Here is a 26,471-nt window from a genome sequence, read left to right on the forward strand (position 1 = left end):
TTGAAAGCCTGCCATTCTAGGCGGGGCTTTCAAAAAAGATACCCCGTTTATGGTTAAACGGGGTTCTGGCGGGCGGTGATTTGTCAGGGCGTGATGGGAATCGTTTTTCCCCGGGACTCAGGAGAGATCGAGTTCCTTCAGCTTGCGGGTCAGGGTGTTGCGACCCCAGCCAAGCAGGCGCGCCGCCTCCTGCTTGTGGCCGTGGGTGTGCTCCAGCGCCGTCTCCAGCATGATCCGCTCGAACTGCGGCATGGCATCGGCCAGGATGTCGGTCTCTCCCAGCGCCAGCTTGCTGGCCACCCACTCCTGCAACTGTTGCTGCCAGCAACCGGGCAACGCCGGTTGGCCGGGCTCGGCGTTGTGGGTGATGGGGGTAAGCAGCTCGGCAGGCAGGTCGCCGACCAGCACTTCTTGCCCCGAGGCCATCACGGTAAGCCAGCGGCAGACGTTCTCCAGCTGGCGCACGTTGCCCGGCCAGGGCAGGCGGCTGATATAGGCCTGGGTATCGGGGTGCAGGCTCTTGGCCTCGACGTTCAGCTCCTTGGCGGCGCGCAGCAGGAAGTGGCGGGCCAGCTGGGGGATATCCTCACGGCGCTCCTTGAGGGCGGGGATGTGGATGCGGATGACGTTGAGGCGGTGGAACAGATCCTCGCGAAACTCGCCATCGGCGACCCGCTTCTCCAGATTTTGGTGGGTGGCGGCGATGATCCGTACATCCACCTGCACCGGCTGGTGGCCACCGACCCGGTAGAACTGGCCGTCGGCCAATACCCGCAGCAGCCGGGTCTGCACATCCATCGGCATGTCGCCGATCTCGTCGAGAAACAGGGTGCCGCCGTCGGCCTGCTCAAAGCGGCCGTGGCGGATGTTGTTGGCGCCGGTAAAGGCCCCCTTCTCGTGACCGAACAGTTCCGATTCGATGAGGTCTTTCGGAATGGCAGCCATGTTGAGGGCGATGAAGTTCTTGTGGGCGCGCGGGCTGTGCTTGTGCAGCGCATGGGCGACCAGCTCCTTGCCGGTACCGCTTTGGCCGTTGATCAGCACCGAGATGCTGGAGCGAGACAGGCGGCCGATTGCGCGGAACACCTCCTGCATCGCCGGTGCCTCACCGATGATTTCGGGAGTGGCGGTGGCTTCTTGCTGGCGAGACTTGCGCTTGGTGCGCTGCTCCTTGAGGTGATTCTCGGCGCGCCGCACCAGGGTCACGGCTTCGTCGATGTCGAACGGCTTGGGCAGGTACTCGAAGGCGCCTCGCTGGTAGGCGTTGACCGCGCTGTCGAGATCCGAGTGGGCGGTCATGATGATGATGGGCAGATCGGCCTGACGGCGGTGGATCTGCTCAAGCAGGCTCAGGCCGTCGATGCCCGGCATCCGGATATCGGAGAGGATCACATCGGGCGAGCGCAGCTCAAGGGCGTGCAGCAGGGCTTCGCCATCGGCAAAGCTCTCGCAGTTGAAGCCTTCGCTGCCGAGAGTGCGCTCCAGCACCCAGCGGATAGAACTGTCGTCATCGACGATCCACACTTTGGCGGTCATGGGGTTCCCTTACTTGCGAAGCGGTAGAAAAATGGTGAATTCGGTGTGACCCGGCCAGCTGATGCAGTCGATCCGCCCCTTGTGCTGGTCGATCAGGTTCTGGGCGATGGAGAGGCCGAGCCCGGTTCCCCCCTCCTTGCCGGTGATCATCGGGTAGAACAGGGTGTCGCGAATGGCATCGGGAATGCCGGGGCCGTTGTCGATGATCTTGATCTCCGCCGCCAGCCGGTAACGCTGGCCGTGGATGGTGATCTGGAACGCGGTGCGGGTCTTGATGCGGATAAGCCCGGTCTGATCCCCCAGTGCTTCGGCGGCGTTGCGCACTATGTTGAGAAACGCCTGCTGCAGCTGATCCGGCTCCATCTCGAATTCGGGGATGCTGGGATCGTAATCCCGCTCGATGCGAACAGAGGGAGGGAGTTCGAGCTCCACCAGTCGGCGTACCTGCTCCAGCACCGAATGGACATTGTGCATCTGGTGACGGCCGGGGCGCTGGGGGCCGAGCAGCCGATCGACCAGTACCCGCAGCCTGTCAGCCTGTTCGATGATGATGCCGGTATATTCGCGCAGGGCCGGATCCGGCAGCTCTTTTTGCAGCAGCTGGGCCGCGCCACGCAGGCCGCCGAGGGGATTCTTGATTTCGTGTGCCAGGCCGCGCACCAGCTCCTTGGCCGCCAGCTGCTGGGCATGTTGCTGCTGCTCCTGACTGATCTTCTTCTGCTGGTCGATCTTGCGCAGCTCCACTACCAGCAGACGCTGTTCGTGGTCGGCCATCGGGGTGGCGCTCAGCTCCACCAGTCGCGGTTCTCCCTCTACCACCAGAGTCACTTCGCTGTCGGTAAAGCCTTGCCCTGACACGAGGCACTGCTTGAGTCGCTGCAAATCGAGGGAGATATGTTCCAGCAGATGGGGCAGTTCGATGCCGATCAGCCTGCGTTCACTGAGGGAGAGCAGCTGTTCAGCCGCCGGGTTGACGAACTGGATGCAGAGCCGCTCATCCATCAGGATCACGGCGGTCAGCAAATTATCCAAGAGTGTTTTGGCGTTGTCCGAGCGGGTTGGCACAGGTTTCTCCCTAAAACGGTGCTACACACCTGTTATGCACCGATATGGTGCATAGAGTTTACCCGCATCGGTGCGCTATATCACCCCTAGTCGGCTTTGGGGGTGGGTTTGGGAGCCGGAGTCACGGTCGCTCTATGCAGGTAAAAGGTGACTGGTGTAGATTTAGCAAGGATCGTACCGTCTTTGGCGAGCAGTTCTAGCTGAGCTTCGTGGGCACCGCGATCGACATTTTCGACCCGGATAGAGAGGCTGTTGCTGACGATGGGGGCAGCCTTGCCATCTAGGGTCAGGCGCACATCATACTGGGTTGGCGGTTTGGGGCTGATTTGACCCTGAAAGACGATATTGCCTGTGTTGTCGCGCAGGGTGCTGCCCTGTTCAGGGGAGAGCAGCTCGATCACCAGTTTGGCCGCCTCCTGCTCCTTCTTGGCATCGGCGCCAGTCAGGCTGTTGAAGTTGTCTACCTGTACCGAGCTGGGGGCGCTACCCAGCAGGGGAGCAGCCCGCAGATCCACCTCCTTTACGTTTTTGCCGGGAGGAGGGGCATCCGTGTAGTGGGTAATGCCATTGCCATCGACCCAAGAGTAGACCTTGGCCGCATGAGTACTGAATGAGGTCAGTAACAGGAGGGTAATTGCTCCTATGCCATGTATCTTGTTCATCCATCTCTCCTTGACGGTATCTTGCTTAATCCTATCAGAGAAAAAACCCGCCATCTGGCGGGTTTTGTCACGATTCGGCAAGCTGCCCCAATCTAAATGGGCTGTCTGCTGCGACTTAGACGGAGTAGTACAGTTCGAACTCCAGCGGGTGCGGAGTCATGCGCACACGGTCAACATCCTGCTGTTTCAGTTCCAGATAGGAGTTGATGAAGTCATCGCTGAACACGCCGCCACGGGTCAGGAACTCGCGGTCAGCATCCAGAGCAGCCAGTGCTTCGTCCAGAGAGCCGGCAACGGTCGGTACTTCTGCAGCCTCTTCCGGCGGCAGGTCGTACAAGTTCTTGTCCATGGCATCGCCCGGATGGATCTTGTTGATGATACCGTCCAGACCGGCCATCAGCTGGGCAGCGAAGGCCAGGTACGGGTTGGCAGCCGGATCCGGGAAGCGCACTTCGATACGACGAGCTTTCGGGCTCGGTACCACCGGGATACGGATGGAGGCAGAACGGTTGCGGGCAGAGTAGGCCAGCATGACAGGGGCTTCATAACCCGGAACCAGACGCTTGTAGGAGTTGGTGGTCGGGTTGGCGAAGGCGTTGATGGCCTTGGCGTGCTTGATGATACCGCCAATGTAGTGCAGCGCCATCTCGGACAGACCGCCATACAGGTCCCCGGCGAACAGGTTGACGCCGTTCTTGGCCAGAGACTGGTGGCAGTGCATGCCGGAGCCGTTGTCACCGAACATGGGTTTCGGCATGAAGGTGACGGTCTTGTTGTAGGCGTGGGCCACGTTGTGGATCACGTACTTCAGTACCTGTACTTCATCTGCTTTCAGCGTAAGAGTGTTGAAGCGGGTAGCGATTTCGTTCTGACCGGCAGTGGCCACTTCGTGGTGGTGAGCTTCAACGACCTGGCCCATCTCTTCCAGCACCAGACACATGGCGGCACGGATATCCTGGGAGGAGTCGACCGGTGCAACCGGGAAGTAACCGCCTTTCACGAACGGACGGTGACCCTTGTTGCCATGCTCATAGGCAGTGCCGGAGTTCCATGCGGCTTCTTCAGATTCGATTTTCACGAAGCTGTGGCCCATGGTGTTGGAGAAGGTGATGTTGTCGAACATGAAGAATTCCGGCTCCGGCCCGAACAGCACGGTGTCAGCGATGCCGCTGGACTTCAGGAAATCTTCTGCACGCTTGGCGATGGAGCGTGGATCGCGGTCGTAGCCCTGCATGGTGGCAGGCTCCAGTACGTCACAAACGATGTTCAGGGTGGTCTCTTCGGTGAACGGGTCCAGCTTGGCGGAGGCTGCGTCCGGCATCAGTACCATGTCGGATTCGTTGATGCCCTTCCAGCCGCCGATGGAGGAACCATCGAACATCTTGCCGTCTTCGAAGAAATCTTCATCAACCTGGTGAGCAGGGATGGATACATGCTGCTCTTTACCCTTGGTGTCGGTAAAGCGCAGATCAACAAACTTGACTTCGTGTTCCTGGATCAGGGCCAAAACGTTCTGGGCTGACATGCTAAGTAACCTCCGGTGTTAAAACTCTCTGGGTGAATGCGTCGTCGTATTCACATAAGCCAGTATCGTGCCAAGTTTGTGACAGCTTGATTTCAGGGCAATCTCACTGAAGAGGCTCCCCAAAATCAGGCGATCTCGACTCGCGTTGCATCAATTTAGTGCGATGGTGGATCGTTTTGGTGCACTGTAATGGTGCGCGAAATACGGTCACCGCCCATCTAAGCAGGGTTTGTCAGAGAGGTCTATGATCCAGATCTGTTGTTATGCGCGAATGTACTGCAATTCTGCTAGGCAGATCACAAAGGCAAGAGTACAATTAGCGCCCAATTTTACCCGGTGATTGAGGCGAGAATGTTAGAGAATTTACGCAATATTGCGATTATTGCGCACGTTGACCACGGCAAAACGACTCTGGTTGATAAGCTGCTGCAGCAGTCCGGCACCCTGGACCGCTCCACGGAAGGCCAGGAACGGATCATGGACTCCAATGATCTGGAACGGGAACGTGGCATCACCATTCTCGCCAAGAACACTGCGATCCGCTGGAATGACTACCGCATCAACATCGTTGATACCCCGGGTCACGCCGACTTCGGTGGTGAAGTAGAGCGCGTACTGTCCATGGTTGACTCCGTGCTGCTGCTGGTTGACGCCGTAGACGGCCCGATGCCGCAAACCCGTTTCGTGACCCAGAAAGCGTTCGCTCAGGGTCTGAAGCCGATCGTGGTCATCAACAAGGTTGACCGTCCGGGTGCTCGTCCTGACTGGGTAATGGATCAGGTATTCGACCTGTTCGACAACCTGGGCGCGACTGACGAACAGCTGGATTTCAAAGTTGTTTACGCCTCTGCACTGAACGGTTGGGCCACCATGGATCAGGACGTCGAGTCCGAAAACATGGAGCCGCTGTTCCAGGCCATCGTTGACAACGTTGAAGCGCCGAAGGCTGATGCCGAAGGTGGTTTCCAGATGCAGATCTCCCAGCTGGACTACAACTCCTACGTGGGCGTTATCGGTATCGGCCGCATCACTCGTGGTCGCGTCAAGACCAACCAGCAAGTCACCATCGTTGGTGCTGACGGCAAGACCCGTAATGGTAAAGTCGGTCAGGTGCTGGGTTACCTGGGTCTGTCCCGTACTGAAGTTGCCGACGCGCAAGCGGGTGACATCATCGCTATCACCGGTCTGGGCGAGCTGAAAATCTCCGACACCATCTGTGACAACGGTGCCGTTGAGGCCCTGCCGCCGCTCTCCGTTGACGAGCCGACCGTGAACATGACCTTCCAGGTCAACACTTCACCGTTCGCCGGTAAAGAGGGCAAGTTCGTGACCTCCCGCAACATTCTGGAGCGTCTGAACCAGGAGCTGGTCCACAACGTGGCCCTGCGCGTGGAAGAGACTGATGATCCGGACAAGTTCCGTGTATCCGGTCGTGGTGAACTGCACCTCTCCATCCTGATCGAAAACATGCGTCGCGAAGGTTACGAGCTGGCGGTATCCCGTCCGGAAGTAATCCTGCGTACCGTTGACGGCGAACTGCAAGAACCGTTCGAAACTGTAACTGTGGACGTTGAAGAAGCGCACCAGGGTTCCGTGATGGAGCAGCTGGGTCTGCGTAAAGGCGAAATGACCAACATGACCCCGGATGGCAAGGGTCGTGTCCGCCTGGACTTCATGATCCCGAGCCGTGGCCTGATCGGCTTCCAGACCGAGTTCATGACCATGACCTCCGGTACCGGTTTGCTCTACCACACCTTCGACCATTACGGTCCGCACAAGGGTGGCAGCATCGGCGAGCGTCAGAACGGCGTGCTGATCTCCAACGCAACCGGTAAGGCCCTGACCTACGCCCTGTTCGGTCTGCAAGACCGCGGTCGTCTGTTCATCGGTCACGCGACCGAAGTGTACGAAGGTCAGGTGATAGGTATCCACTCCCGTTCCAACGACCTGACTGTTAACTGCCTGAAAGGCAAACAGCTGACCAACATGCGTGCCTCCGGTACCGACGAAGCTCAGGTTCTGACTCCGCCGATCCGCATGACTCTGGAACAGGCTCTCGAGTTCATCGATAACGATGAACTGGTAGAAGTGACTCCGAAGAACATCCGTATCCGCAAGAAATTGCTGACCGAGCTGGATCGTAAGCGCTCTGGCCGTGGTTAATGCCATGTGCTGAGTCTCGGCAGCCCTCGCGGCCACTGACGGCTCACTGATAAACGGACCCAAACCTCTGGTTTGGGTCCGTTTTTTTATGCTTGTGATCCGCTCTGGCCATGCCGATGAGGTCGTTCAGGCCACCGGTAATGGGGTTGATGAGCGTTGAGGGAAAGTCGTGGGGATGGACGAGATAAAAAAGCCGCAGCGGGTGAACGCTGCGGCTTTTTGCTTGCTTACGGTGAGCGTTACTGGCGCCAGAAGGAGGGGAAGAAGAGCACGGCGACCGTCAGGATCTCCAGTCGTCCCAGCAGCATGCCGAATGACAGCAGCCATTTGGCCGATTCCGGCAGGCTGGCAAAGTTGGTGCTGGGGCCGACCACCGGGCCCATGCCCGGGCCGACGTTGGCAACGGCGGTGATGGAGCTGGATATGGCTGTCAGGGGGTCAAGCCCGATGGCGCCCAGCAGTGCGGCTATCATCAGAATGATGGCGAAGTAGGCCAGCACGAAGGAGATCATTGAGCGGATGATGGCGTCATTGACTGTCCGGCCGTTGTACTTCTGGGGAAATACGCCGGAAGGGTGCATCAGTTGGCGCATCTGCTTCTTGAACAGGGCAAAGGCCACCTGTACCCGGAAGATCTTGAGGCCGCCCGCAGTGGAGCCGGAGCAGGCCCCAAGAGCCAGCAGCACGATGAAGACGATGCTGGCGAGCGGCCCCCAGGTGCCGAAGTCACCAAGGCCGTAGCCGGTGGTGGTGAGCACCGAGACGATGTTGAAGCAGCTGATACGCAGGGCATCCCAGAAGCCGAACAGGTCTCTCTCCCACAGATAGAAGGTCATGATGACGGTGACCCAGACCACCAGCCAGAAGAAGCCTCGCACCTGGGCATCCTTGAACAGACTGTAATCCCTGTGGTTGAGGCTCTGCACATAGAGCAGGAAGGGCAGGCCGCCGAGGAACATGAACAGGGTGCCAATCCAGTGGGCCGAGTTGGAGAAGTGGGACATGGATTGATCGGAGGTGGAGTAGCCACCAGTACTGAGAGTGGTCATGGCGTGGTTGATCGCCTCGAACATGTTCATGCCGCTGGCCCAGTAGGCCATGAAGCAGAGCATGGAGAGCACCAGATAGACCACGACGATGTTGTTGGCGACTGTCTTGGCACGCGGGGCGCTTTTGTCCGACCAGTCCGAGCTCTCGGTCTGGAACAGCTTCATGCCGCCGACGTTGAGGTAGGGCAGCACGGCAACCGCCATCACGATAAAGCCAACCCCGCCCAGCCACTGCAGGATGGAACGCCACAACAGGATGCTGTGAGCCATGTTGTCGAGGCCGGAGAGCACGGTAGAGCCCGTGGTGGTCACCCCCGACATGGTCTCGAAGTAGGCGTCGGTGAAGTTGATGTGGGTGATGAAAACAAAAGGCAGGGCGCCGAAGGCGCAGGCTACCACCCAGACCGAGGTGGTGAGCAGGAACATCTCCCGCACCCCCAGATGAAACTCCGCCTTGCGACCATAGTGGAGGCAGAGCAGGGCGGCGCCGTGGGTGATCAGCACGGACTTGAGAAACTCGACAAATCCCTCTGACCCGGTGAGCAGTGCCAGCAAGGTGGGCAGCCACATGAAGAGCGCCAGCTTGGAGAGCACCAGCCCGAGGGTGAAGATAATGGGACGCAGCTTGATCATGTTCGATAACCTGGTCGTTGATTAACAAAAGACCCGGACCATCCCCTTGGGGGAGCTGAGCCGGGTCTGGTTTGACAGCCTGTGCGCATGAAGACGTTACAGGAAGAAGGGGCTTGGCTGGAATAGCCGCTCCACTTCCGGGATGTACTTCTTGTCCACCAGAAACATGACCACGTGGTCATCCTGCTGGATTTTGGTGCGATCGTGGGCGATCAGTACCTCATCCCCGCGCACTACGGCACCGATAGTGGTACCCGGCGGCAGCTTGAGCTCGCCCACCGTCTTGCCGACCACCTTGGAGGTGTTCTCGTCACCATGGGCAATCGCCTCGATCGCCTCGGCAGCGCCGCGGCGCAGGCTGTAGACGTTGGCGATATCGGCCCGACGCACGTGTGTCAGCAGGGCCGAGATGGTGGCCTGCTGGGGCGAGATGGCGATATCGATAGAGCCACCCTGCACCAGATCGACGTAGGCGCCGCGCTGGATCAGCACCATAGTCTTCTTGGCGCCCATCTTCTTGGCGAGCAGCGCTGACATGATGTTGGCCTCATCCTCATTGGTGACGGCGATGAAGACGTCGATCTGGTCGATGTGCTCCTCGGCCAGCAGCTCCTGATCCGCCGCATCGCCGCAGAAGACGATGGTGTTTTCCAGCAGTTCGGAGAGCTGCTCCGCCCGTTTCTGATTGCGCTCGATAAGCTTGACGCTGTAGCGCTTCTCCAGCTGGCGGGCGAGGCCGGCGCCGATGTTGCCACCACCGACGATCATGATGCGGCGGTAGGGGCTCTCGAGGCGCTGCAGCTCCGACATCACGGCACGGATATGGCCCGCGGCGGCGACGAAGAAGACCTCGTCATCCGCTTCGATGATGGTGGTGCCTTGCGGGCGGATCGGGCGGCCCTGACGGAAGATGGCCGCTACGCGAGTTTCGATATTGGGCATGTGCTCGCGCAGGGTGGAGAGGGCGTTGCCCACCAGCGGGCCACCGTAGTAGGCCTTGACTGCCACCAGACCGACGCGGCCACCGGCAAAATCAACCACTTGCAGGGCCCCCGGATATTCGATCAGGCGACGCACATAGTCGGTCACCAACTGCTCCGGCGCGATCAGGTGATCCACCGGCACCGATTCCGGCAGAAACAGGCGATCCCGCTCTGTCAGATAGGCGGGCGAACGGATCCGCGCCACCTTGTTCGGGGTGTTGAACAGGGAGTAGGCGACCTGACAGGCGATCATGTTGGTCTCGTCACTGTTGGTGACGGCGACCAGCATGTCGGCATCCTGAGCCCCCGCTTCGCGCAGCACCTTGGGGTGAGCGCCATGGCCGTTGACCACCCGCAGGTCAAACTTGTCCTGCAGTTCGCGCAGGCGCTCGCTGTCGGTATCGACGATGGTGATGTCGTTGTTCTCTCCGGCCAGGTTCTCGGCCAGAGTGCCGCCGACCTGGCCGGCTCCCAAAATGATGATTTTCATAGGGAACGTCTACTCACGTTGAGGCTGTAAAGGGGAGCGCCAGAACGGAGCTGGCGGCTCTCCCGAATGAGGTTTGTCATGCCCGGCTCAGAGCTTGACCAGTTTGGCGTAGTAGAAGCCATCCATCTCGGCTTCACCTGGCAGGAACTGGCGACCAGGGCAATCCGGAGTGTCCTGTTCGTGCAACGGTACCAATTTGGCATCTTTGGTCGCGGCAAGGAAGGTGCGGATCTGGTCGCGGTTCTCTTCCGGCAGGACGGAGCAGGTAGCGTAGAGCAGGGTGCCACCGCTCTTCAGCTTGCCCCAGAGGGCATTGAGAATGCGGCGCTGCAGCTCGGTCAGCTCGCGGATGTCCTGATCACGGCGCAACCACTTGATGTCGGGGTGGCGACGGATAACGCCGGTGGCGGAGCAGGGGGCATCCAGCAGGATGCGGTCGAACTGCCCCTCCGGCCACCACTGTTCCGGTGCCGCGGCATCGCCGTGGATCACTTTGGCGGTCAGGCCGATGCGATCCAGGTTCTCCTGCACCCGCTTGAGGCGGTTCTCGTCGGCATCAACGGCAACCACGCCAGCCAGCTTGGGCTGACGCTCGAGCAGGTGGGCAGTCTTGCCGCCAGGAGCGGCGCAGGCATCCAGCACCCACTCACCCGGTTGCGGGTCGATCAGGGCGGCCGCCTGTTGTGCTGCGCCATCCTGTACCGAGCAGTCACCGACTTCGAAGCCGGGCAGCTTGGTCACATCGCAGGGACGCTCCAGCAGGATGCAATCCTCGCCCTCTTCACCGGCCACGGCATTGATGCCGACTTCAGCCATGCGAGCCAGCATGGTATCACGGCTCTGGCGCTGGCTGTTGTTGCGGATCCACATGGGAGGGCGCTGGTTGTTCGCCTCCATGATGAATTCCCACTCATCGTGATAGGCCTGACGCAGGCGCTTGGTGAGCCACTCAGGATGACCCAGGCGCACGCTCGGCACGCGGTCGATACGCAGCAGAATGACTTCGGCGCTGCGCTGGAAGTTGCGCAACACGCCGTTGATGAGGCCACGCAGTGAGGTGCCCTTGAGCAGTTTAACGGCGTTGACGGTCTCGGCCACCGCGGCGTGAGCCGGAATGCGGGTGTAGATGAGCTGATAGAGACCGACCAGGATGAGGTAGTGGAAAATGCGGCTCTTGTTCTTGAGCGGCTTGTCCATCATCTCGTTGACTGCCGCATCGAGGCGGGGTAGCCAGCGCAGGGTGCCGTAGCAGAGTTCTTGCAGGAGAGCGCGATCGCGAGGTGCAACCTTCTCCTGGGCAGCAGGCAGAACAGCGGAAAGGGATTGACCCTGATCCAGCACCTGTTGAATAACGAGAGCGGCCTGTGCACGTGTTTTCATAGAGTTACCTTAGATGCGCAAGTCGGGGCCTGGGCCCCGCTTGTGTCAATTCAATCCAGTTCAATTCAATTGCGTGCCGGGTTCAAACCAGTCGCGGCGAGAGTTGAGCAGATCCGAAACGGACATCGCCTTCTTGCCGGGCGGTTGCAGGGTCAGCAGGCGCAGTACCCCTTTGCCGGTCGCGATATCGATCCCCTGCTTGTCGGCCTTGAGCAGGGTGCCGGCGGGTTGGCCGTGGTCGATGTCGATGACGGCGGCTTGCCATACCTTGATGGTCTGGTCAGCTACTTCAAACCAGCTGATGGGCCAGGGGTTGAACGAGCGGATGCAGCGTTCGATGGCAACAGCCTCCATCGACCAGTCGATGCGGGCCTCTTCCTTGGAGAGCTTTTCGGCGTAGTTGGCCAGCGCATCATCTTGCGCCTCGGCAGCGGTTTCACCGGCAGCCATGGCATCGATGGTGTCGACCAGCGCCTGCGGACCCAGCTCTGCCAGCTTGTCATAGAGGCTGGCAGAGGTCTCGTCGGCGGCGATGGGGCAGCTTACCTTGCGGATCATTGCGCCGGTATCCAGCCCCACATCCATCTGCATGATGGTGACGCCGGTTTCGCTATCGCCCGCCCAGATTGAGCGCTGGATCGGTGCCGCGCCACGCCAGCGGGGCAGCAGGGAGCCATGGACGTTGATGCAGCCCAGACGCGGGGTATCGAGTACCGCCTTGGGCAGGATCAGGCCATAGGCCACCACGACCATCAGGTCTGCGCCAAGGGCGGCCAGTTCGGCTTGCGCCTCTTCCTTGCGCAGGGTAGCGGGCTGGTAAACCGGCAGGTTGTGGGCCAGTGCCAGCTCTTTGACCGGGCTGGCGGTGAGCTTCTGGCCACGGCCGGCGGGCTTGTCGGGCTGGGTATAAACGGCAACGACCTCGTGGTCGGAAGACAACAACGCCGCCAGGTGACGGGCGGCGAAGTCGGGAGTACCGGCAAAAATCAGTTTCAGCTTATTCAATGGGGCAGATCCTCAGAGGACTTTGCGATCTTCACGGGCCATCTTTTCCAGCTTCTGGCGAATGCGCTGGCGCTTGAGCGGGGACAGGTAATCCACGAACAACTTGCCCATCAGGTGGTCCATCTCGTGCTGGATACAGATGGCGAGCAGGTCGTCCGCTTCCAGCTCGAACGGTTTGCCGTGGCGATCCAGGGCGCGGATCTTGATCTGCTCAGCGCGAGGCACCAGAGCGCGGCTGCCAGGCACGGAGAGACAACCCTCTTCAATGCCGGTGCTGCCACACTGGGAGATCACTTCCGGATTGATCAATACCAGAGGATCTTCACGGTTTTCAGAGACATCGATCACTATGATGCGTTGATGAATATCCACCTGCGTTGCGGCTAGGCCAATGCCTTCCTCCGCATACATGGTTTCGAACATATCATCTACAATTTGTTGTAACTCGGGTGTAAAGGTCTCGACAGGGGCTGCGATAGTACGCAGACGCTCATCGGGAAAACGCAATACATCTAGAATGGCCATAGTTTTTTCTTTAGTTTCGTATAAATGCAGTCAATATTGGCGTAATTCTAGTCATTTACGCCGACAAAAAACAGCAACACTTTGCGCGCAGAGGTAACAGGGAGTGTTATGTATCTGAAGCAAACCATCCTCACCTGCCTGCTGGTGACCATGAGCCAAGCTGCTCTGGCCGATCAGCTGAGGTTGAAAGCGGGTTATCCCGAAAGCTATGTAGTGCAAAAAGGCGATACCCTGTGGGATATCTCCGGCAAATATCTCTCTGAGCCATGGCTGTGGCCCCGGCTCTGGAACATCAATCCACAGATTGCCAATCCGCACTGGATCTACCCAGGGGACGTGCTGCACCTGAGCTGGGTCAATGGTGAGCCCCGGCTGGGCAAAGCGATGCAGGGGGACAAACAGGTCATCCGTCTCGGCCCGAAAACCCGTTATGAGAGCAAGGCAAATCCTATCCCTACTCTGCCCTTCAGCGAGATAGGTCCCTTTTTGCAGACGGACCATATTTTGGCCGACAGTCAGCAGCAGAAAATGCTGCCCTATTTGCTGGGTTCAGACGAAAAGCACCTTGGAATGCTTGAGGGGGACACCCTCTATGTGCAGGGAGCTCTGATACCGGGCAAGATGTATGGCATCTATCATCCCGGGGTGGTCTACAAGGATCGCGAGACAGGTGAGCTTTTGGGTCAGGAGGCCATCTTTGCAGGCGTGGTGCGTGCGGTAGCGCTGCTGGATGGTGATCGGACCGAAGTTACTCTCACCCACAACCAGCGTGAAGTATTGCAGGGTGACAAGATTATGGAGCTGCCCCCTCAGGAGAACATGCCTGCGGTTTTCATGCCCAAGGCTGCCCCGGCGATTGCCCCTGGCTACATCATCGACTTGCCGAGCAAAGCCAGGGGAGGGGGCAAGTTTGATGTGGTCTTGATTAACAAAGGCGCTCGGGATCAACTCTCCGCGGGCGATGTGCTCGATGTTCGGCGTCCGGGGGCTGCGCTGGTCACCAAGAATGGTGCAGTGAAATACAAGGAGTTCTCCTCTGTCTACGACAAGGTGTTCTACAGTAGTGGCAACCAGAAGGCACCACTGCCCTCTGAAGCGATTGCCCGCGTCATGTTGTTCAAGGTGTATGACAAGCTGAGTTATGGCCTCATCATGCAGAGCAAGGACATGGTGAGCTCGGGTTATCAGGTCACTCACTTCTGACGTGAATTACCCCGATGAGCGCTTGGCGCTCTGGTTAACCCTCAATGCGGTTACCGGAATCGGCCCTGTAACCGCAGTTCGGCTGCTGGAGCAGATCGGCGGTTCGATTGATGCCCTGTTTCAGAGCGATGAAACACAGCTGCACGGTATGGGGCTGTCGTCAGAGCAGATCAAACAACTGCGCTGGCCCTCGCCGGTTGTTGAGCAGAGTCTGGCTTGGGCCGCGTTACCTGGCAATCTCCTTATTCCGCAAGATCACCCTGTTTATCCGCCCTTGTTGCGTGAAATTCCCGCGGCCCCCCTGTTGCTCTACTGCCGTGGCGATCTTGAAGCGCTGTCGCTACCCCAGCTGGCGATGGTGGGGACACGTCATCCCACCTATGCAGGCAAAGATAACGCGTCCCGTCTCTGTAGCGAACTGGTTAGATGCGGGTTCGCCATCACCTCGGGCCTTGCGCTCGGTATCGATGGTGTTTGCCATCAGCAGGCGCTGGCTTGTGGTGGTATCACCCTTGCCGTGTTGGGCTCCGGGCTGGATTGCCTCTACCCCAAACGCCATCAGGGACTGGCAGGTCAGATTCTGGAGAAAGGTGGTTTGCTTATCTCCGAGCTGGCGCCGGATAAAGGGCCGCTGGCTGAACATTTTCCTCGTCGCAACCGTATTATCAGTGGTCTGTCGTTGGGAACTCTGGTGGTGGAGGCGACCGAGCAGAGTGGTTCGCTGATCACCGCTCGCTATGCACTGGAGCAGGGGCGCGAAGTGTTTGCGGTACCCGGCGCCCCGCAAAACGCCCAGGCGATAGGGTGCAACAGATTAATTCAGCAGGGGGCCAAACTTGTGCTGAGTGCGGCCGATATAGTGGAAGAGTTGCCAGAGTGGTTCGCACGGCCAGATCCGTCGGCCATACCATCTGAGCAACAGCATAATAGCGAATTGCCTTATGCTGATTTGTTGGATAACGTAGATTACGAGACCACGAGCGTGGATACCGTTGCCGAGCGGACCCAGCTTCCTGTCGAAGTGGTATTGGGCAGGTTGGTAGAGCTGGAGTTGGTCGGTGCAGTGATGGCGGTAGCCGGTGGATACGTCAGAGCGAGGAGGGCGAATCATGTTTGATGTATTGATGTACCTTTTCGAGACCTACATCCACAGCGATGCAGATGTGATGGTCGAGCAGAATGAACTCACCGACGAGTTGAGCCGAGCCGGTTTTGACAAGGAAGAGATCGACAAGGCGCTCGACTGGTTGGAGCGACTGGCCAATCTGCATGATAGCGAGCGGGAGGTCTATGTGGCCGCCAGCGCGCAAGGCTCGATGCGTATCTATGCCCCGCAAGAGCTGGCACGCCTCAGCACCGAGTGCCGCGGCTTCCTGCTATTTCTGGAACAGGCCCAGGTACTGAATGCCGAAACCCGCGAGATCTGTATCGAGCGTCTGCTCGAGTTGGACAAACCGGATATCGAGCTGGATGACCTGAAGTGGGTCGTCATGATGGTGCTGTTCAACGTACCGGGCAGTGAAAATGCCTACCAGCAGATGGAAGAGCTGGTGTTTGATGAGTCAGACGGCGTCATTCACTGACAGTCCGGTGCCGCGCTGGTAGAATTCAGGCCATCTGGATTTCAAGGCGCGGCCCATGTCAAAAATCGATCATCACCTCTTTTCAGCCCACGAACATGCCTTCGAGCGCGAGCCGTGCCCGCAGTGCGGGGCCGAGCTGGTGATCCGCCAGGGCAAACATGGCCCCTTTCTCGGCTGTTCTGCCTATCCTGCCTGTGATTACATTCGCTCCCTGACGCCATCCGGCCGCGACATCGAAAAGGTGCTCGAAGGCTCTGCCTGTCCCGATTGCGGACAGCCGCTGGCGATCAAGAAGGGGCGTTACGGTCTGTTTGTCGGCTGCACTCAGTATCCGGCCTGTCAGCACATCGAATCCCTGCAGGAGAGCGATGATACCCAGATCCTCTGCCCCGAGTGCGGCAAGGGTCATCTGGTGAGCCGGACCTCCCGCTATGGCAAGCAATTTTACTCCTGTGATGGCTATCCCCATTGCAAATATGTGGTGAACGACAAGCCGATCCCCATGCCTTGTCCCGCGTGTGGTTGGGGCATCATGGTCGAGAAAAAAGTGAGGGGAACGCTGCGTTGGGTCTGTCCGCAAAAGAAATGCGGCCACCAAAGTGAGCAGGTATAATCCCGCCGCCGCAACCGGATTGAAACGTTTTCGGTGAACTTCAACCTCCCACTTGGAGTAAGGAAATTCCCACCATGAATAAACCCTTTGTTGCCGTATTGATGGGCTCTGATTCTGATTTCCCCGTGATGCAGAGCACCCTCGAGGTGCTCAAGTCATTTGATATCGCAGTGGAAGTCAAAGTCACCTCCGCGCACCGCACGCCGGCTGCGACCCATCAGTATGTGACCGATGCCGAGGCCCGTGGCTGCAAGGTCTTTATCTGTGCTGCCGGTCTGGCTGCGCACCTAGCGGGTGCCGTAGCCGGCATCACGACTCGTCCTGTGATCGGGGTGCCCATCGATGGTGGCCCGCTCAAGGGGCTGGATGCGCTGCTCTCCACCGTGCAGATGCCGGGTGGTGTACCGGTGGCGACTGTGGCGATCGGCAAAGCCGGTGCCAAGAACGCAGGTTATCTGGCAGCCCAGATGCTGGCAGTAGCCGATGATGAACTGGCAGCCAAGGTTCGGGCCGAACGCCAGAAGAATGCCGAAGAGGTGATGGCCAAGGATGCCGCCCTGCAGGCTCAACTCAAGTAAGTGAACGGGTGGCGATCCGGATGTGTCGTATTTTTCCTGTGCTACAGCAAAACGTCACTTTGTTGTGGTCGCCGCCGTATGGATTCAACTTGCTACTAAGTGACGAGGCGGCAGCCTGGCTGCCGCATTTTTCCTATGCCAAATGAATTTGAACAGGCGGTTGCCGCCCTCCAGCAGGAAGGGGTGATTGCCTATGCGACCGAGGCTGTGTTTGGTCTGGGTTGTGATCCCGACTCCGAAGTGGCGGTGCAGCGACTGCTGGCCATCAAACAGCGTCCGGTAGAGAAAGGGTTGATCCTGATTGCTGCCGACGTGGCGCAATTGCAGGATTACATCGATCTGAGTCAGCTTAGCGGTGAGCAACTGGCTCTGGTTGAAGCCAGCTGGCCCGGTCCTTTTACCTGGATCATGCCTGCCCGTGCGACGACGCCAGCCTGGCTGACCGGGCAGTTCGAGACCCTCGCGGTACGCGTGACGGCTCATCCTCAGGTACAGGCGTTGTGCCGTGCCTTTGGCAAGCCGCTGGTCTCTACCAGCGCCAACCTGACCGGTGAGGAGCCGGCTCGCCGCGTGGCCGATATTGGTGAGCGGCTGGCAAGCAAGTTAGCCTATATCCTGCCCGGGGAAGTGGGTGGTCAAGCTAACCCATCCGAGATCAAGGACGCCCGAACCGGCGCCATTATTCGCCCCTCCTGAACAGGCGGATACGTCATGATTTGCTATCAATCCGCTGAGCGGTGAGCTCATCGGATTGATTTAACTATAAAAATGGACAGGGCGTTCACGATCCTGCCTGACTGGAGACAAGATGAGCAAACCGGATGTGGCCCAGGTCAAGGCCTTCCTGTTGCAGTTGCAGGACGAGATCTGCCGTGGTCTGGAAATGGCCGACGGTGCCGGACACTTTGTGGAAGATGCCTGGAGCCGTGAAGGCGGTGGCGGTGGTCGCACCCGTGTGCTGCGCCACGGCGCGGTGATCGAGCAGGGGGGCGTCAACTTCTCCCATGTCTATGGCGATGCCATGCCTGCCTCTGCTACAGCCCATCGGCCAGAGTTGGCCGGTCGCAAGTTCGAGGCTATGGGCGTGTCGCTGGTGATCCATCCGCACAACCCCTATGTGCCGACCAGCCACGCCAACGTCCGTTTCTTCATTGCCGAGAAAGAGGGTGAAGAGCCCATTTGGTGGTTTGGCGGTGGCTTCGATTTGACGCCTTTCTACCCGTTTGCCGAGGATGTGCAGCATTGGCATCAGGTCTCCCGTGATCTCTGCCAGCCATTTGGTGATGAGATCTACCCCGAGTTCAAATCCTGGTGCGATCGCTACTTCTTCCTCAAACACCGCAACGAGACGCGAGGGGTGGGCGGCCTCTTCTTCGACGATCTGAATCGCTGGCCCTTTGCCGACTGCTTTGCCTTTATGCAGGCGGTAGGTCGGGGATATCTCGATGCTTACCTGCCGATCATTGAACGACGCAAGGCGCTGCCCTATGGCGAGCGGGAGCGGGAGTTCCAGCTCTATCGTCGCGGCCGTTATGTGGAGTTCAATCTGGTGTATGACCGAGGCACCCTGTTCGGGTTGCAGACCGGCGGACGTACCGAGTCGATCCTGATGTCGATGCCACCGCTGGCACGTTGGGAGTATGACTGGCAGCCGGAGGCGGGCACTCCTGAAGCCTTGCTCTACACCGATTACCTCACGCCGCGAGAATGGCTGTGACCCGAGGGACCATGATGGTCCCTTTTTACTGGCCGTTATTCGGCTTGTTCCCGAGAGTGAAAACCCGTTAAATCGGAATATTGCCCTCTGATGGAACTCTTTGATGGATCGTTATCTGGTTTTTGGCCACCCGGTGCGCCACAGCAAGTCCCCCTTCATTCACACCCTGTTTGCCAGACAAACCCAGCAAGAGCTGGAGTATGGGCTGGCTGAACCCGCCGTCGACGAGTTTGCCCAAGCCCTGTGCACCTTCTTTGACCAAGGGGGCAAGGGCTGCAACGTCACAGTGCCGTTCAAGGAGCAGGCATTCGCGCTGGTTGATCGGTTGAGCCCAAGGGCCAAGCGGGCGGGCGCGGTCAATACCATCAAGCTGACCAATGATGGCGTGTTGCTGGGGGATAATACCGATGGCGCCGGATTGGTCGCCGATCTCAAGTCCCATGGTGTGACGCTGGCGGATAGCCGGATCCTGCTGCTGGGTGCCGGTGGCGCTGCTCGCGGTGCATTGGCGCCGCTGCTGGCTGAGTTGCCGAGCGAGCTGGTGATCGCCAACCGTACCCACACAAAAGCGCAACAGTTGGCTGCCGAATTCCACGATCTGGGGCCTGTGACTGCTCAGACCTATGAGCAGTTGGCAGGGCCATTCGATCTCGTCATCAACTCTACCTCCGCCAGCCTGCAAGGAGAGCTGCCGCCGTTGGCCCCAGCCCTGATCCACACTGATATTGCCATCTACGACATGATGTATGGCGCCTCGGATACGGCTTTTATCAGTTGGGCCAAACAGCATGGGGCTCGTCAAACCATGGATGGACTCGGCATGCTGGTGGAACAGGCCGCCGAAGCGTTTACCGTGTGGCGCGGAATTCGTCCCGGGACTAAACAGGTATTGAGAGAGTTGAAGCGTAACTTGGGGGTGATATGAACCAGGGTATTCTGTTTCCCGACCTGATGGAGTGGCAGGCTGACGAACAGCGGGTGCGTTTTCCTGCCCAGCAGATGGGGGCGCTGATAGATTGTTACATCAGCCATCGGCGACTGGAGAGAATGACAGGTCTGGCGCTGACGAGAGAGGATGACATCGTCAGAGCCTTCGAAAGTGTACGTTTTGATATTGAAGACATGGCTGAAAAACTCATTGAAGAACAAGAGTTTGCTGAGGATGGCGCTATCTACCTCTGATTTTTTAAAGTTTTTTTGTTTTGTAGCGGAACTACTTTGAAATGGCGCTGACTAACTAGATAGTTGAGGAAGTGCTAGCTAGTCACCTTTATAACTCCCCGGTATTCGTACTGGGGATTTTTTTATCTATATGAAAATAAAAGATTTTTTCTTAATCTGTAAGTTGTGAAACTAAATTACATAAATTACTTTCACTTTCTGCTGCTTTGCTGTACAGTTGTCTGCGTAGGGTACAGAGGTAAGATGTTCTATCTTTCAGACCTTTTATTTCACGTAATTGAATGTGGCTGAATAGCTGCCCCGATGAGGTTCTCGTCGGGGTGTTTTTTTATGCGCATCATTTAGAGTAAATGCTTTAAATTGGCGATACATTTGATAGAATGAGGCTGCTTCTTGAGGAATACCTGTCGTCTGGTACTCAAGATTCAGCTTCTTCCCAATTTTTTGAACTTATTATTTCAGGCTGGATGGCATCACTGTCGTCCGGCCTCATTTTTATCCCTTTCGGTTAGGTTTTGTAATTAAATTTCATTTTTGTCTCTTTTTGTAATTATTGTTCGTTTTGAAAGAACGAATTTGAAAACGCTATCAACGCCTACTTAAGTTAATTATTTAAGTGAATTAACTGCCTATCTATATGAACTGTAAGCGGTAATGGATATAGCCGGGGAGGCGAATACGGGGTGTTTGTCGTGAGGCAGGTGAAAGCGACAATCTGAAACCCTTTCAATCAGCGGAGGAGTGCTCCGCCAATTGCAAGGAGAGCGAGGAGTAGATTACTCCTCGGCAGGTTGCTGTTCGTCAGCGTTCAGCAGGTCGGTATCGTCACCACTGACGTACCATTCGGTCAGGGTTTGCGCCAGCTTCTCCACACCGATATTGGTGAGGGAGGAGAACGCTTCGACCTGGATCTGGGAACCGAGGTTGGCAACGGCCTGGCGCACCTTGATCACCTGGTTGTTGCGCGGGCCGGGGCTCAGTTTGTCAGCCTTGGTCAGCAGTAGCATGACGGGCAGCTGACGGTGCGAGCTCCACTCCAGCATGTTCATGTCGGTATCTTTGAGCGGATGGCGGATGTCCATCAGGATCACCAGACCTTTCAATGACTCACGGCGCTGCAGATACTCTGCCAGTGACTTTTGCCACTTGAGCTTCATTTCCAGCGGAACTTGCGCATAACCATAACCCGGCAAGTCGACTAGACGCTTGCCCGGTTCCAGCTCAAACAGGTTGATCAGCTGGGTACGACCGGGTGTCTTACTGGTGCGCGCCAAGTTCTTGTGTTTGGTTAAGGTGTTCAATGCAGATGACTTACCGGCGTTGGAACGGCCGGCAAACGCGATCTCGACACCCCCATCATTTGGCAGGTGACGGATGTCGGGTGCGCTGGTCACAAAATGCACCTTATTGAAATTCAGAGTTTGTGTTTCCAACGTAAATTCCCCATGGAGATAGAGGGTTATAGAGTTACTTTTTTGTAAAATGGTGTAAAATAGCGTCGCTTAAACGCGTTTATTTTAACATGCCTTCAGCGGCATGGGATCTGGAAGCCTAATAACGAAAAGTTGGAACGCCATGAAGAACCTAGTCATTACTCTTGCTCTGATGGTTGGCGTAACGGGGATGGCACAAGCCAAGGGCGATGCCGCTGCGGGACAGACCAAGGCTGCCGTTTGTGCGGCTTGTCATGGACCGGACGGAAACAGCCTGGTTGATATGTACCCCAAAATTGCTGGTCAGCACGCATCATATATCAAAAAGCAGTTAGTTGAACTGAAGGCTGCCGCTTCTGGTCAAATTGGCCGGGTTGCGCCAGTGATGGGGCCGATGGCGTTACCTTTGTCGGAACAGGACATGGATGACCTGGCGGCTTATTTCTCCAGCCTGAAGGTTACCCCTATCGCTGTCCCTGACGACGTGGTCGAAGCGGGCAAGGCTCTCTATATGGGTGGTGACATGAGTCGCGGTCTGGCAGCTTGTACGGCTTGCCATGGTCCTCGTGGCTCGGGTGTCGAACAGGCGAAGTATCCCAACCTGTCCGGCCAGCATCCTGCCTATATCAAGGCTCAGCTCACCGCATTCCGTGCCGGGACGCGTGACAACGATCCGAATGGCATGATGCGGGATGTTGCCAAGAAACTGACTGATCAGGATATCGAAGCCCTCTCCAAATATGTGGCGGGTCTGCACTGATATAGTCGATACGGTCGATTTGAGTTGAAACGGGGAGCCTGGGCTCCCTGTTGTTTTTATGGCTTTCAGATAATTCTCGGTTTAATCCCCCCGTTCTGTAAGAGATCTCCCATTCTCAAGGCAGGCCAAGGCTCATAAAATTGCATAAAATATTAAATAATCATTATTTATCAGTGAATTATATAAATATTGACATTTTTCGACATGTTGAGAATGTTTTGAGTGGATTGAGCCGCTTTATAGAGTTGGTACAGTAGGCTTAATGGATTCACCCACGGATTGGGTGACGGTTTCACGACAGGGTGTTGTGAGCAGAGGATGGCTGGCGTGGCGGGATGCCATGGGCTCGGATGAGCTGGCAAAGGATTGAAGGATCAGGATGGTGACCATCTCCGGAGCGGGATGGGGTTACGGGATGCAGACTCCCCGGCACGATGGCAGGATGCGGTCGAGACGGGTCAAACAGGCACACGCACATTCAGGAACGACCAATATAAGGTCAGGATGACCACACAACGATATGATGCGGCGACAAGTTGTCATGGAGAGGACGAAACAGACTGTTTTGCCATTCAGGATGGCGCACGCATGAACATATCAAGGCAGCTTCGGCTGCCTTTTTTCTTTTGGGTCATTAACCCGATTAGCCATTCTGTGTCAAAATACCAGCAACATGCCCAGAGGATACCGATCCTGCGGTGTTCAGTGGCCTGATTGGGCCTGATTGGTGCGGGATCCTGCTCTTGTTCCAGCCTTACTGTTCCTCGCATCGTATCCCACCGGGTGAAATCATCCCGGGTACGGGTCAAACCAGTTATTTTCGGAGTTAGCCATTCATGTCTGCCAAACAACCCACTCGCAAGCCTACTGGCAAGCGCAAAGAATCTGATGTCAGTGCTCAAGAAGGCCGTGAGCGTAAACGGGCTGCCAAGCGCAAAGGCCTGAAGGCTGGTTCTCGTCAGCAAGTTGAACAGCCGAAGAGCAAGTCTGGCAACAGCCAGTCCAAAGATCCGCGTATCGGTTCCCGCAAGCCGGTGGTACTGGTGGTGGATGACAAACAGAAGAAGCCGACAGCCCCCAAGGCGGTGAAAGAGAAGAAGCTGGTGATGACGCCCGAGCAGGAGCTGGCGTCCATCGAAAACGATGACCGCTTGAATGATCTGCTGGATCGTCTGGATGCCGGTGAAACCCTGGAAGCGGCCGAGCAGGCCTGGGTTGATCAGCGCGTCGACCGTTATCAGGAGCTGATGGATGAGCTGGGCATCATCGACAACGACGATGATGAAGATGATGATCTGCCGTTTGATGATGGCGATGACGCCGAGTTCGACGAGCAGAAACCAGCCTCCGAAGAGGAGTTGTGGGACCGTTTCAACCAGGTCGATTTCAAGCCGGAACCCAAGCCTGAGCCGAAGAAAAAGTGATGAGTGGATGGATGCTGGCCGCCCTGTTGGGCGGCCTGATTTTGTCAGGGTTGGCCATCTATGCAGGCATGCTGCTGGCCAGGCTGAGACGACAGCAAGCGATGCAGTGGCAGGCGATTACCGCTCGCAATGAACGAATTCTGGAGAGCGTGCGGGTCATTGCCCATGCGGTGCGGGAGGGGCAGTGTGATTACTCCGAAGGCGCCATTCGGCTGACCAATCTGCTGGATGCGTTGCAGATCAAGGGGGGACGGGCGTTTGTTGCCGAGTTCCCGGGTCTGTACGGGCTGTATGAGAAGGTGAAAGATATGCCGACTCATGAGGCCAGACGTGCCCTCAAGCGCAATGAAGTGATGAAGATGGATCTCGAACGCAGCGGCTACGAGGCCGAGCTGGAGGCTCAGATCCTCAAGGATGTGGCCCAGCTGAAGGATTTTCAGTTAGGTCGGTGAGCCAACAATAACAACAAGAGAGGAAGCGAGCGTGCAAGCAGAACAGATTGTGTGGGATCAGGCCCTGATCGAAAAATATAACTACAGTGGCCCGCGATACACCTCTTATCCCACTGCGCTGGAGTTCAACGAGAGCTTCGGCTATCCGGATTTTGTCCACGCTGCTGGCCAGTATCCCGAGCGCAATCTGTCGCTCTACGTGCATATCCCTTTCTGTCACAAGCTCTGCTACTACTGCGGCTGCAACAAGGTCATTACCCGTCATCAGCACAAGGCTGACGAGTACCTCGACTACCTGGAGCAGGAGATCAAGGCGCAAGCCCCGTTCTTCAAGCATCGTCTGGTCACCCAGCTGCACTGGGGTGGCGGTACACCCACCTATCTGGATGAAGCGCAAACGCGCCGTCTGATGGCCATGCTGCGTGAGCACTTCCATTTCGCCGAAGAGGGGGAGTTCAGCATCGAGGTCGATCCGCGCGAGATTGCTATTACCATGCTGGATGTGCTGCGAGATGTCGGCTTCAACCGCATCAGCCTCGGGGTGCAGGACTTCAACAAGGATGTGCAGGTCGCAGTCAACCGCGAGCAGGACAACGACTTTATTAAAGCGATGCTGGAACGGGCCCGTGAACTTGGCTTCCGCTCGACCAACCTCGACCTTATCTATGGCCTGCCGCATCAGGATCGTGCCAGCTTCCACCATACGCTGGAAGAGGTGCTCAAGACGGATCCGGCGCGCCTCTCCATCTTCAACTATGCCCATCTGCCGAGCCGCTTTGCCGCCCAGCGCAAGTTGAAAGAGGTGGATATGCCTGCGCCGCAGGAGAAACTGGCCATGCTGCAGGACACCATCGCCTTCCTGACCGGTCAGGGTTACCAGTTCATCGGTATGGACCATTTTGCCAAACCCGATGACGAGTTGGCAGTGGCGCAGCGCGAGGGCAAGCTGCACCGCAACTTCCAGGGCTATACCACCCAGGGAGATTGTGATCTGCTGGGGCTGGGGGTCTCCTCCATCAGCATGATCGGTGATGCCTATTCCCAGAACCAGAAAGAGCTCAAGGCTTATTACGCACAGGTTGCAGAGCTGGGTCATGCCCAGTGGAAAGGCTGCTCGCTCAATCAGGATGACCTGATCCGCCGTGAGGTGATCAAGCGGCTTATCTGTGATTTCCGTCTGAACTTTGCGTCTGTCGAGCAGGCGCACGGTCTCAATTTCAGAGAGTATTTTGCCGACGATCTCAAGCTGCTGCAGACCTTCATCAACGATGGATTGGTGCGTATGACGGAGGATGGTCTGGAGGTCTCCTCCACGGGGCAGCTGCTGATCCGCAATATCTGCATGTGTTTCGACGTGTACTTGCGCAACAAGGCGCGCCAGCAACAGTTCTCTCGCGTGATATAAGCTTGTTTGCCGATTAGAAAACAGAAAAGGGCGCCATCGTGGCGCCCTTTTCATATGTATTTTTGCTTAAGCAGCGGGTCGGAAAGGTTCTGGTAAGAAGTCTCTGCGCTGAGGCAAGCAATTGAGAGCCAAGCAAGGGGACGGTGAAATGCAGATAAAAAGATGGGGGCGACTTGCGTCGCCCCCGGTAGTCGTATCGCTCAGATCCTTGAACGAAGTTGCTCCCTGCAATCCCTGACTGTTTACCTCTTCCTTTAGGTTTCCCCTTCCCAATCCTTTGGGGTGTCCTTTAGCCATCTTGGCCTGACGAGTCATCCTGTCCCGTCGCACTTTCTCCGTCCCGGGAGGTGTCCTTTACCACATCCTGTGGTGAGTCCATTTGCCCAACCCTGGCAGCCAGTCTTCCTGACCGACTTCATTGCGTCCGTGCATGAGTAACTATAAGGATTTTCTAACCGGCTACAACGTCAGAATGGAAAACGTTTTTTCTATTAGCTGTTTCGAAAGTGGTGTGTTTCGATTTATTCATTTATAAACAGATACTTAAGTTAATCGCCTTCACGTTTTAAGATCCTATCTTCCGATTATCTCGAGGATCTTTTAGGCTGTTTACTTACATGTGGAATGGCAGATCTCTTACACGGGATTTTGGTTGCTTTGGAAACAGATTCTGTGCTCTGATGGTGATCACCCAATGTGGGTGTGACGGCAGGAAAAGAGCAGTGAATGGGGTATTTATAGGTGCTGGTTGAGGCGCTCATAGATGGTTTGGCGCTCTTCAGGGGTGAGCGAAGAGAAGTAGTGGGTAAAGAGGCGCAGTAGCAGGGACTTGTTCATGCCGTCTTGTTGGGTCAGATTACCCAGCTCATCGATGGCCACTGTACTCATGGAGAAGGTCGCTTTTTTAAAACTGGGCTTCAGATGCTCACCACTCTCGATAAAGGCCAGTGCCGACAAGGCTTCATCCCTATGCAGACTCAACTCAAGGCTGACAACCTTGGGTTTACCCTTGGCGTAGAACTCAGCATCTTCGATAAATTCATCGACAGTGAACTTCTTCTGGTGATGCAGCTGATGCTTTTTCTTCAGATCCGCCAAGCCCATC

Annotated in this window: 25 protein-coding genes; 14 read left to right on the forward strand and 11 right to left on the reverse strand. The window is 57.1% G+C overall.

From position 1 onward, the window contains the following. Positions 1 to 117 precede the first annotated feature (117 nt). The 4 genes from glnG to glnA all read right to left on the reverse strand — a co-directional run bounded on the left by glnG (position 118) and on the right by glnA (position 4,788). Complete coding sequence (gene glnG / locus G5332_RS09775; RefSeq protein ID WP_227341761.1) at positions 118 to 1,536, reverse strand: nitrogen regulation protein NR(I); 1,419 nt, start codon at positions 1,534 to 1,536, stop codon at positions 118 to 120. A 9-nt stretch (positions 1,537 to 1,545) separates the two neighbouring features. After that, positions 1,546 to 2,601 (reverse strand): nitrogen regulation protein NR(II), encoded by a 1,056-nt coding sequence (glnL, locus tag G5332_RS09780; protein ID WP_005356202.1) that lies wholly within the window; start codon positions 2,599 to 2,601, stop codon positions 1,546 to 1,548. 86 nt (positions 2,602 to 2,687) lie between these two features. After that, complete coding sequence (locus tag G5332_RS09785; RefSeq protein WP_421252044.1) at positions 2,688 to 3,263, reverse strand: DUF4124 domain-containing protein; 576 nt, start codon at positions 3,261 to 3,263, stop codon at positions 2,688 to 2,690. A 115-nt stretch (positions 3,264 to 3,378) separates the two neighbouring features. Beyond that, positions 3,379 to 4,788, reverse strand: a complete 1,410-nt coding sequence (gene glnA / locus G5332_RS09790) for a glutamate--ammonia ligase (RefSeq protein WP_005339672.1) — start codon at positions 4,786 to 4,788, stop codon at positions 3,379 to 3,381. Between the two features lie 351 nt (positions 4,789 to 5,139). Between glnA and typA the strand changes: the two genes are divergently transcribed. Continuing rightward, entirely contained in the window at positions 5,140 to 6,951 is a 1,812-nt protein-coding gene (gene typA, locus G5332_RS09795; RefSeq protein ID WP_106844305.1) for a translational GTPase TypA, read from the forward strand. Positions 6,952 to 7,190: 239 nt separating this feature from the next. Here typA and G5332_RS09800 read toward each other — a convergent pair whose 3' ends face one another. From G5332_RS09800 to def, 5 genes are all read right to left on the reverse strand, one after another. Beyond that, on the reverse strand, positions 7,191 to 8,633 hold the full coding sequence (locus G5332_RS09800) for a TrkH family potassium uptake protein (protein WP_421172639.1): 1,443 nt from the start codon (positions 8,631 to 8,633) through the stop codon (positions 7,191 to 7,193). A 96-nt stretch (positions 8,634 to 8,729) separates the two neighbouring features. Beyond that, positions 8,730 to 10,106, reverse strand: a complete 1,377-nt coding sequence (gene trkA, locus G5332_RS09805) for a Trk system potassium transporter TrkA (RefSeq protein WP_005339689.1) — start codon at positions 10,104 to 10,106, stop codon at positions 8,730 to 8,732. Between the two features lie 87 nt (positions 10,107 to 10,193). Then, positions 10,194 to 11,486 (reverse strand): 16S rRNA (cytosine(967)-C(5))-methyltransferase RsmB, encoded by a 1,293-nt coding sequence (rsmB, locus tag G5332_RS09810; protein ID WP_421249606.1) that lies wholly within the window; start codon positions 11,484 to 11,486, stop codon positions 10,194 to 10,196. A gap of 60 nt (positions 11,487 to 11,546) precedes the next feature. After that, complete coding sequence (fmt, locus tag G5332_RS09815) at positions 11,547 to 12,491, reverse strand: methionyl-tRNA formyltransferase (RefSeq protein ID WP_421172637.1); 945 nt, start codon at positions 12,489 to 12,491, stop codon at positions 11,547 to 11,549. A 12-nt stretch (positions 12,492 to 12,503) separates the two neighbouring features. Next, positions 12,504 to 13,016, reverse strand: a complete 513-nt coding sequence (gene def, locus G5332_RS09820) for a peptide deformylase (RefSeq protein ID WP_216952294.1) — start codon at positions 13,014 to 13,016, stop codon at positions 12,504 to 12,506. A 108-nt stretch (positions 13,017 to 13,124) separates the two neighbouring features. Between def and G5332_RS09825 the strand changes: the two genes are divergently transcribed. The 9 genes from G5332_RS09825 to G5332_RS09865 all read left to right on the forward strand — a co-directional run bounded on the left by G5332_RS09825 (position 13,125) and on the right by G5332_RS09865 (position 19,892). Next, positions 13,125 to 14,219 (forward strand): LysM peptidoglycan-binding domain-containing protein, encoded by a 1,095-nt coding sequence (locus tag G5332_RS09825; protein ID WP_227341763.1) that lies wholly within the window; start codon positions 13,125 to 13,127, stop codon positions 14,217 to 14,219. Between the two features lies 1 nt (position 14,220). After that, on the forward strand, positions 14,221 to 15,336 hold the full coding sequence (gene dprA / locus G5332_RS09830; RefSeq protein WP_227341764.1) for a DNA-processing protein DprA: 1,116 nt from the start codon (positions 14,221 to 14,223) through the stop codon (positions 15,334 to 15,336). Beyond that, positions 15,329 to 15,802: a DUF494 family protein gene (locus tag G5332_RS09835; protein ID WP_227341765.1), complete on the forward strand. Its 474-nt coding sequence runs from the start codon at positions 15,329 to 15,331 to the stop codon at positions 15,800 to 15,802. The genes dprA and G5332_RS09835 overlap by 8 nt, the downstream gene beginning before the upstream one ends. A 55-nt stretch (positions 15,803 to 15,857) precedes the next feature. Further along, entirely contained in the window at positions 15,858 to 16,415 is a 558-nt protein-coding gene (locus G5332_RS09840; RefSeq protein WP_042054851.1) for a type I DNA topoisomerase, read from the forward strand. Between the two features lie 74 nt (positions 16,416 to 16,489). Continuing rightward, complete coding sequence (gene purE, locus G5332_RS09845) at positions 16,490 to 16,993, forward strand: 5-(carboxyamino)imidazole ribonucleotide mutase (protein WP_005341951.1); 504 nt, start codon at positions 16,490 to 16,492, stop codon at positions 16,991 to 16,993. A gap of 135 nt (positions 16,994 to 17,128) precedes the next feature. Next, the gene (locus G5332_RS09850; RefSeq protein ID WP_227341766.1) at positions 17,129 to 17,689 is read left to right on the forward strand and encodes an L-threonylcarbamoyladenylate synthase; all 561 of its coding nucleotides are present in this window, start codon (positions 17,129 to 17,131) and stop codon (positions 17,687 to 17,689) included. 112 nt (positions 17,690 to 17,801) lie between these two features. Further along, on the forward strand, positions 17,802 to 18,710 hold the full coding sequence (gene hemF / locus G5332_RS09855; protein ID WP_043823181.1) for an oxygen-dependent coproporphyrinogen oxidase: 909 nt from the start codon (positions 17,802 to 17,804) through the stop codon (positions 18,708 to 18,710). Between the two features lie 103 nt (positions 18,711 to 18,813). Continuing rightward, positions 18,814 to 19,635: a shikimate dehydrogenase gene (aroE, locus tag G5332_RS09860; protein WP_216952282.1), complete on the forward strand. Its 822-nt coding sequence runs from the start codon at positions 18,814 to 18,816 to the stop codon at positions 19,633 to 19,635. Continuing rightward, complete coding sequence (locus G5332_RS09865) at positions 19,632 to 19,892, forward strand: DUF1488 domain-containing protein (protein ID WP_005357522.1); 261 nt, start codon at positions 19,632 to 19,634, stop codon at positions 19,890 to 19,892. Before aroE ends, G5332_RS09865 begins: the two co-directional genes overlap by 4 nt. A 776-nt stretch (positions 19,893 to 20,668) precedes the next feature. Here G5332_RS09865 and yihA read toward each other — a convergent pair. Beyond that, the gene (gene yihA / locus G5332_RS09870; protein ID WP_216952281.1) at positions 20,669 to 21,325 is read right to left on the reverse strand and encodes a ribosome biogenesis GTP-binding protein YihA/YsxC; all 657 of its coding nucleotides are present in this window, start codon (positions 21,323 to 21,325) and stop codon (positions 20,669 to 20,671) included. 142 nt (positions 21,326 to 21,467) lie between these two features. On the opposite strand from yihA, the gene G5332_RS09875 reads away from it, so the two are divergent. The 4 genes from G5332_RS09875 to hemN all read left to right on the forward strand — a co-directional run bounded on the left by G5332_RS09875 (position 21,468) and on the right by hemN (position 25,366). After that, positions 21,468 to 22,085 carry a c-type cytochrome gene (locus G5332_RS09875; protein WP_005339710.1) on the forward strand — a complete coding sequence of 206 codons (618 nt, stop codon included), beginning with the start codon at positions 21,468 to 21,470 and terminating at the stop codon, positions 22,083 to 22,085. An 836-nt stretch (positions 22,086 to 22,921) separates the two neighbouring features. Beyond that, on the forward strand, positions 22,922 to 23,509 hold the full coding sequence (yihI, locus tag G5332_RS09880; protein WP_421206328.1) for a Der GTPase-activating protein YihI: 588 nt from the start codon (positions 22,922 to 22,924) through the stop codon (positions 23,507 to 23,509). Between the two features lie 11 nt (positions 23,510 to 23,520). Then, positions 23,521 to 23,961, forward strand: coding sequence for a DUF2489 domain-containing protein (locus tag G5332_RS09885; protein ID WP_216954465.1), 441 nt, complete (start codon positions 23,521 to 23,523; stop codon positions 23,959 to 23,961). A gap of 31 nt (positions 23,962 to 23,992) precedes the next feature. Beyond that, on the forward strand, positions 23,993 to 25,366 hold the full coding sequence (gene hemN, locus G5332_RS09890; RefSeq protein WP_421172632.1) for an oxygen-independent coproporphyrinogen III oxidase: 1,374 nt from the start codon (positions 23,993 to 23,995) through the stop codon (positions 25,364 to 25,366). Between the two features lie 735 nt (positions 25,367 to 26,101). On the opposite strand, the gene G5332_RS09895 is transcribed toward hemN, so the two are convergent. Next, entirely contained in the window at positions 26,102 to 26,470 is a 369-nt protein-coding gene (locus tag G5332_RS09895; protein WP_216952276.1) for a CopG family transcriptional regulator, read from the reverse strand. Between the last annotated feature and the right edge of the window lies 1 nt (position 26,471).

Origin of the sequence: Aeromonas sp. 603757 (assembly GCF_049171255.1) — a bacterium.
GTDB lineage: Bacteria > Pseudomonadota > Gammaproteobacteria > Enterobacterales > Aeromonadaceae > Aeromonas > Aeromonas veronii_A.

Coding starts and splice junctions, on each gene's coding strand:
- typA (WP_106844305.1), top strand. CDS start 5,140: ATGTTAGAGAATTTACGCAATATTGCGATTATTGCGCACGTTGACCAC.
- G5332_RS09850 (WP_227341766.1), top strand. CDS start 17,129: ATGCCAAATGAATTTGAACAGGCGGTTGCCGCCCTCCAGCAGGAAGGG.
- G5332_RS09800 (WP_421172639.1), bottom strand. CDS start 8,633: ATGATCAAGCTGCGTCCCATTATCTTCACCCTCGGGCTGGTGCTCTCC.
- yihI (WP_421206328.1), top strand. CDS start 22,922: ATGTCTGCCAAACAACCCACTCGCAAGCCTACTGGCAAGCGCAAAGAA.
- purE (WP_005341951.1), top strand. CDS start 16,490: ATGAATAAACCCTTTGTTGCCGTATTGATGGGCTCTGATTCTGATTTC.
- def (WP_216952294.1), bottom strand. CDS start 13,016: ATGGCCATTCTAGATGTATTGCGTTTTCCCGATGAGCGTCTGCGTACT.
- G5332_RS09865 (WP_005357522.1), top strand. CDS start 19,632: ATGAACCAGGGTATTCTGTTTCCCGACCTGATGGAGTGGCAGGCTGAC.
- glnG (WP_227341761.1), bottom strand. CDS start 1,536: ATGACCGCCAAAGTGTGGATCGTCGATGACGACAGTTCTATCCGCTGG.
- G5332_RS09785 (WP_421252044.1), bottom strand. CDS start 3,263: ATGAACAAGATACATGGCATAGGAGCAATTACCCTCCTGTTACTGACC.
- glnA (WP_005339672.1), bottom strand. CDS start 4,788: ATGTCAGCCCAGAACGTTTTGGCCCTGATCCAGGAACACGAAGTCAAG.
- G5332_RS09835 (WP_227341765.1), top strand. CDS start 15,329: ATGTTTGATGTATTGATGTACCTTTTCGAGACCTACATCCACAGCGAT.
- aroE (WP_216952282.1), top strand. CDS start 18,814: ATGGATCGTTATCTGGTTTTTGGCCACCCGGTGCGCCACAGCAAGTCC.
- G5332_RS09895 (WP_216952276.1), bottom strand. CDS start 26,470: ATGGGCTTGGCGGATCTGAAGAAAAAGCATCAGCTGCATCACCAGAAG.
- trkA (WP_005339689.1), bottom strand. CDS start 10,106: ATGAAAATCATCATTTTGGGAGCCGGCCAGGTCGGCGGCACTCTGGCC.
- G5332_RS09840 (WP_042054851.1), top strand. CDS start 15,858: ATGTCAAAAATCGATCATCACCTCTTTTCAGCCCACGAACATGCCTTC.
- G5332_RS09885 (WP_216954465.1), top strand. CDS start 23,521: ATGCTGGCCGCCCTGTTGGGCGGCCTGATTTTGTCAGGGTTGGCCATC.
- hemF (WP_043823181.1), top strand. CDS start 17,802: ATGAGCAAACCGGATGTGGCCCAGGTCAAGGCCTTCCTGTTGCAGTTG.
- G5332_RS09875 (WP_005339710.1), top strand. CDS start 21,468: ATGAAGAACCTAGTCATTACTCTTGCTCTGATGGTTGGCGTAACGGGG.
- rsmB (WP_421249606.1), bottom strand. CDS start 11,486: ATGAAAACACGTGCACAGGCCGCTCTCGTTATTCAACAGGTGCTGGAT.
- G5332_RS09825 (WP_227341763.1), top strand. CDS start 13,125: ATGTATCTGAAGCAAACCATCCTCACCTGCCTGCTGGTGACCATGAGC.